Origin of the sequence: Terrisporobacter sp., assembly GCF_017888745.1 — a bacterium.
Lineage (GTDB): Bacteria > Bacillota > Clostridia > Peptostreptococcales > Peptostreptococcaceae > Terrisporobacter.
The window spans coordinates 1-6,219 of the sequence record NZ_JAGHFM010000332.1 but is presented as its reverse complement, the minus strand read 5'-3'; the positions used below and the strand labels follow the sequence as shown (position 1 = coordinate 6,219).

General features: G+C 28.9%; 4 protein-coding genes. 1 reads left to right on the top strand and 3 read right to left on the bottom strand.

Annotated features, from left to right (window positions below; genetic code table 11):
• Window positions 1-349: 349 nt before the first annotated feature.
• Window positions 350-1,030: an MFS transporter gene (locus tag J7G74_RS14910; protein WP_297136779.1), complete on the bottom strand. Its 681-nt coding sequence runs from the start codon at window positions 1,028-1,030 to the stop codon at window positions 350-352.
• Between the two features lie 197 nt (window positions 1,031-1,227).
• Between J7G74_RS14910 and J7G74_RS14905 the strand changes: the two genes are divergently transcribed.
• Window positions 1,228-2,265, top strand: a complete 1,038-nt coding sequence (locus J7G74_RS14905; protein ID WP_297136778.1) for a YeiH family protein — start codon at window positions 1,228-1,230, stop codon at window positions 2,263-2,265.
• A 21-nt stretch (window positions 2,266-2,286) separates the two neighbouring features.
• Here the strand turns inward: J7G74_RS14905 and J7G74_RS14900 are convergent, their stop codons facing one another.
• Together J7G74_RS14900 and J7G74_RS14895 are read right to left on the bottom strand one after the other, a co-directional pair.
• Window positions 2,287-4,188 (bottom strand): ABC transporter ATP-binding protein, encoded by a 1,902-nt coding sequence (locus J7G74_RS14900; protein WP_330616596.1) that lies wholly within the window; start codon window positions 4,186-4,188, stop codon window positions 2,287-2,289.
• A complete protein-coding gene (locus tag J7G74_RS14895) occupies window positions 4,175-5,914 on the bottom strand; it encodes an ABC transporter ATP-binding protein (protein ID WP_297136776.1) in 1,740 nt (579 codons plus the stop codon). Before J7G74_RS14895 ends, J7G74_RS14900 begins: the two co-directional genes overlap by 14 nt.
• Window positions 5,915-6,219: the final 305 nt, after the last annotated feature.

Here is a 6,219-nt window from a genome sequence, read left to right as displayed (position 1 = left end):
AATAAACATTTAATCCATATGCTACAGAGAATAAAAATGCTAAACTATGAATTTCACCAGCCATCATTAATCCTATTATAGCTATGATTGAAAGTATTAATGATATAGACATTGTTTTTAATGTTCCTATTTTATCAAATAAAGCTCATCCAGTTACATTTCCTATTAAACAGAATAACGCAAATACTGAACCTAATGTACCAACTAGTGTTGCGCTCATTCCAAGTTCACCTGTAAAATATGTTGCATATTGAGTACTTAATGCTGATATAGCAATTGCTATTGTTGCATATCCTATTGAGAATGTCCAGAAATACTTATTCTTAGTAGTTGCTTTTGCTCCTAAACCTTAAAATCCTTTATTCTCTTCATTTAATTCATTCACATTTTCCTCAACTATTTCTACCTCACCAGGCTTAGGCATTCTTATAAATAATAAAATTATTGGTAGACTACATAATAACGAAATTAATCCAAATACTCTATAGCTATGACTTGCACCACTTGATGCTAACATTTGTGATGTAATTTGTTGTAAAAACACATTACCTATTGAACCACCAGAGAATGCTATACCTAACGCTTTACCTCTACCTTTTTTAGGGAACCAGTTATTTATTACATATGGGACACCTAGCCCAGAGAATAAAACACATCCTACTTGAGATACTGCAGATAATATGTAGAATTGAGGTAATGTTTTACAAAAACCAAATCCTAAAAATCCTACTGATGATAATACCGTACCTATTATAAATAGTACTTTTATATTTACTTTACCAAATAACTTTCCTAAAAATGGAGAAAATGCTGCTGATGCCATAGCTCCAAATGTAAATATTAAAGAAAATGCCGCTAATGAGAATCCAAAATCTTTGATTACATAGGGTATAAATAAAGGTTGAATATTTTGTGCAACCCCAAATGGTATTGCTTGCATAAACATACATACAAATACCATAATATATTTTTTCTTACTACTGCTATTATTTTTTAGTATATCTTTTTTCCATGATAATACTCCTTTCATATTTCAAATGTAAATTTCACAATGTCTATATTAAAACTATTTTTTTTATTTGTTAAATACATTTTTTTTATGTTATATATAGGTAATCACTTATATATATGTAAATACTTATATGCCTTATAAAAAACTCATATTTAACAAATTATAAATATAGATTTAAAATTAAACATGTACATCACATGAAAGGATCATTATAAATGAAAAAACTCAATAATAATTTTATAAAAAATATAAAGGATATATTACCAGGGCTTATAGTTTCTGTATTAGTAGCATATTTAAGTATGATTATTGCCAAATTTATTCCAAAACTTGGAGCAGCATCTATAGCTATATTCTTAGGTATGTTTGTAGGTAATTTATTTTTAAATCAGGATATATTCCAAAAAGGATATAAATTTTCAGAAACAGATTTATTATCATACTCAATAGTATTATTAGGTGCAACACTAAGTATATCTACAATATCTGAAATTGGATTTTCTGGAGTAATATTTATAGTATTGCAAATGACAGTTACAATAATAGGAGCATTATATATAGGTAAAAAATTAGGCTTTTCAGATAACTTTAGATATATGATGGCAAGTGGTAATGCAGTATGTGGATCTTCTGCAATAGCAGCCACATCACCTGTAATTGGAGCTGATGATAAAGAAAAAGGAATATCAATAACTATTGTTAATGTAACTGGTATAGTCCTTATGTTCTTATTACCAATAATCTCTCAATTCTTATATAATAATGAGCTTACTCAAACATCTGCCATGATAGGAGGAATATTACAATCAGTAGGACAAGTTGTAGCTAGTGGAGCCATGGTAAGTGAGCATGTAAAAGATTTGTCTACAATATTTAAAATTGTACGTATAATATTTTTAGTAGTTGTTGTATTTGTATTAGGTCATTTAAAACATAAATCAAATAAGGAAATAGTAAAAGATGAAGTAGAAAATATAGAAAAAGGAAAAATAAAGGTTCCATGGTATGTAATAGGATTCTTTATAACTTGTGCCTTATTCTCTTTAAATATAATAAGCAATGATGTTTCCATTATTTGCAAAGAAATAAGCAATAAATTTGAAATAATTGCTTTAGCTGCTATAGGATTAAGAGTTAATGTAAAAGATTTAATTAAACAAGGAAAATCAGTATCCTTATACGGATTATTTATAGGATTACTTCAAATTATCTCAGCAATAATTTTAATTAGTATATTAATAAAGAGTGCTTAAATTTAAGCACTCTTTAAATATTTAACTTTGTTCAAGTAAACCAGTATATAGTTCGTAGTAAACTCCCTTTTTCTCAATTAACCTATCATGATTTCCTCTTTCAATAATTCTTCCTTGATCAAGAACCATAATAACATCTGAGTTTTTAATTGTAGATAATCTATGGGCAATAACAAATACGGTTCTTCCTTCCATAAGCTTATCCATACCCTCTTGAACAATTTTTTCTGTTCTTGTATCAATACTTGATGTTGCTTCGTCTAGAATCAATACAGGAGGATTAGCAACTGCAGCTCTTGCAATTGCAAGTAATTGTCTTTGACCTTGTGATAAATTTCCACCGTCTCCAGTCAAAATAGTATCATATCCATTTGGAAGGTGATCTATAAAGTGGTCAGCATTTGCAAGTTTTGCAGCTGCTATTACTTCTTCATCAGTTGCATCTAATTTACCGTATCTTATATTTTCCATAACCGTTCCAGTAAATAGATGTGTGTCTTGAAGAACAATTCCAAGGGATCTTCTTAAGTCATTTTTCTTAATCTTATTTATATTAATTCCATCATAACGAATCTTACCATCTTGAATATCATAGAATCTATTTATTAAGTTTGTAATTGTTGTTTTACCAGCTCCTGTTGCCCCTACAAAAGCAATCTTTTCTCCTGGTCGTGCATTAATTACAATATCATGAAGTATAATTTTTTCATCATTGTAACCAAAATCTACTCCATCAAATTCTACGTGACCTTCAAGCTTTTTATATGTTGTTGTTCCATCATCCTTGTGATAATGTCTCCAAGCCCAGATTCCTGTTCTTTCTTTAACTTCAGTAATTGTACCATTTTCATCTATCTTTGCATTTACAAGTTCAACATATCCCTCATCTTCTTCAGATTTTTCATCAAGTAATTCAAATATTCTATCTGCACCAGCAAGTGCCATAATAACTGAATTTAATTGCATTGATATTTGTGAAATTGGTTGATTAAATGATTTATTAAATTGTAGGAATGAAGCAAGTCCACCTAATGTGAAATTACCAACACCTAAAATAGCAAGTACTGAACCAACCATTGCTGTAATAACATAATTTAAATGTCCCATGTTATTCATAATAGGCATTAAAACATTTGCAAACTTATTTGCATTATTTGCACTATTATTAAGTTGTTCATTTAATCTATCAAAATCTTCAATACTTTTATCTTCATGACAGAATACCTTAACTACCTTTTGACCTTCAATCATTTCTTCTATATATCCATTTAATGCACCAATATTTTTTTGTTGTGCCATAAAATACTTAGAACTTTTTCCAGCAATTTTTTTAGTTACAAACATCATTAATGAAACCATAATTAAAGTAATAATCGTAAGTGGAATATTTAAAATAATCATTGAAACTAAAACACTTACCACAGTAATTATTGATGATAAAAGCTGTGGTAAACTTTGACTTATCATTTGACGTAAAGTATCTGTATCATTAGTATAAACACTCATAATATCTCCATGAGCGTGAGTGTCAAAATACTTTATAGGAAGTGTTTCCATATGCTCAAATAAATCATCTCTTATACTCTTTAAAGTCCCTTGAGAAACATTAACCATAATTCTACTGAATGTCCATGTTGCTAAAACACCAACATAATATACTACTGCCATTTTCATAAGCATCATTAAAAGTGGTGTAAAGTTTACTTCTTTTTGATTTATAAATGGAAGTATATAATCATCAATAAGGTTTTTCAAAAACATTGTTCCAATAACACTTGCAATGGAACTTATTAATATACATGCTAATACTACGAAACAGTGAATCTTGTAATTCTTAAATATATACCCTAAAAGTCTTTTAATACTCTTCTTTGGATTTCCCATCTTAGGTTTTCCTGACATTGGTTGTTTATTTGCTTTCATCCTTATCAGCTCCTTTCATCTGTGATTGATAAACATCACGATAAATATCACTATTAATAAGCAATTCTTCATGTGTTCCTATGGCATTAATAATACCTTCATCTAAAACAATAATTTTATCTGCATCTTGAATTGATGAAACCCTTTGAGAAATTATTATCTTAGTTGTATCAGGTATTTCATCTCTAAATGCTTTTCTAATTAAAGAATCAGTTTTTGTATCAACAGCACTTGTTGAGTCATCTAAAATTAATATCTTAGGCTTTTTAAGAAGTGCTCTTGCAATACAAAGTCTTTGCTTTTGTCCTCCAGATACATTTGACCCACCTTGTTCAATATATGTGTCATATCCATCTGGGAATTTATTAATAAACTCATCAGCTTGTGCTAATTTACATGCTCTTATTAGTTCTTCATCAGTAGCATTTTCATTACCCCAACGAAGATTTTCCTTTATAGTTCCTGAGAATAAAACATTCTTTTGAAGAACCATAGCAACTTCATCTCTTAAAGATTCTAAGTCGTACTCTCTTACATCAATTCCAGAAACCTTAACTGAACCTGTTGAAACATCATATAATCTTGGAATTAATTGAACAAGTGAAGATTTTGCACTTCCTGTACCACCTAAAATACCAATAGTTTCTCCTGAATTTATTTTTAAGTTAACATTACTTAATACATAGTTTTTACTTTCTTTCTTATAAGCAAAATTAACATTATCAAACTCAATAGAACCATCTTTTATTTCTTTAATTGGATTTTTAGGATTTGATATATCCGATTCTTCCTTAATAACTTCAACAATACGCTCTGCTGATGCCTTTGACATTGTAATCATAACAAACATCATAGAGATCATCATAAGACTCATTAATATATTAATAATGTAAGTGAAAAAGCTCATAAGTTCTCCAGTAGTTAACTCATTTGAAACAATCATCTTAGCACCAAGCCAAGATATTAGCAATATGCAAGTATACATAGCAAATTGCATTGATGGCATATTTAAAATAAGTACCTTCTCAGCTTTTACGAAAAGTTTGTAAACATTTGAACTAGCATTATGGAATTTTTCAATTTCATAATCCTCTCTAACATAAGCCTTAACAACTCTAATTGCATTAACATTTTCTTGAACACTTGAGTTTAAATCATCGTATTTTTTAAATACATCTGTAAAAATAGGATGAACTGTTTTCATGATAAGATATAGTACCAGTGATAAAAATACTATTGCTCCTAAGAAAACAAATGAAAGTTTTGGGCTTATACTAAAAGCCATAGCCATAGCCCCTATAAGCATAAGTGGAGCTCTTACACATGTTCTAATAAGCATTTGATATGAGTTTTGAACATTTGTAACATCAGTTGTAAGCCTAGTTATAAGTCCTGCAGTTGAGAATTTATCAATATTTGAAAATGAAAAATCTTGAATATTATCAAACATTGCCTTTCTTAAATTCTTTGCAAAACCTGCACTAGCACTTGCCGCATACTTTCCTGATAAAACACCAAAAGTTAAAGAAAGTGATGCAATAACAAACATTGATATCCCAATAAATAGGACCATTTTTATATTCTCATTTTCCACACCCTTATCTATAATTGCAGCCATAAGAAGCGGAATTATTATTTCCATAGCAACTTCTCCAACCATATAAAGTGGTGCTTTTAGAGAATCTTTTTTGTATTCCTTTACTTCATTTAGTAATGTCTTTAACATATATACCTCCCAATATGAATTTTTCGTAAATTTAACTGTTTAAATAGCAACTATTCTGTTAAATTAATAATTTAAGTTATACTTAAGCTATTATTATTTGTTAGCACACTAATTGTAAGTTGCCTAACAATATATCCAAAACAAAACCGCTATATTTTGCGGTCTATTCTAAATTCTTCTTAATTTTTTTTGCTATTTTGAAGAATATTTCAAGTTCTTCATCAGTTAATCCTCTTTCAATTAAGTTGTCAAGTTTCTCAACTCTTTTAGTTAATTCTTCTTGAGCCCTTATCGCTTTCTCAGTT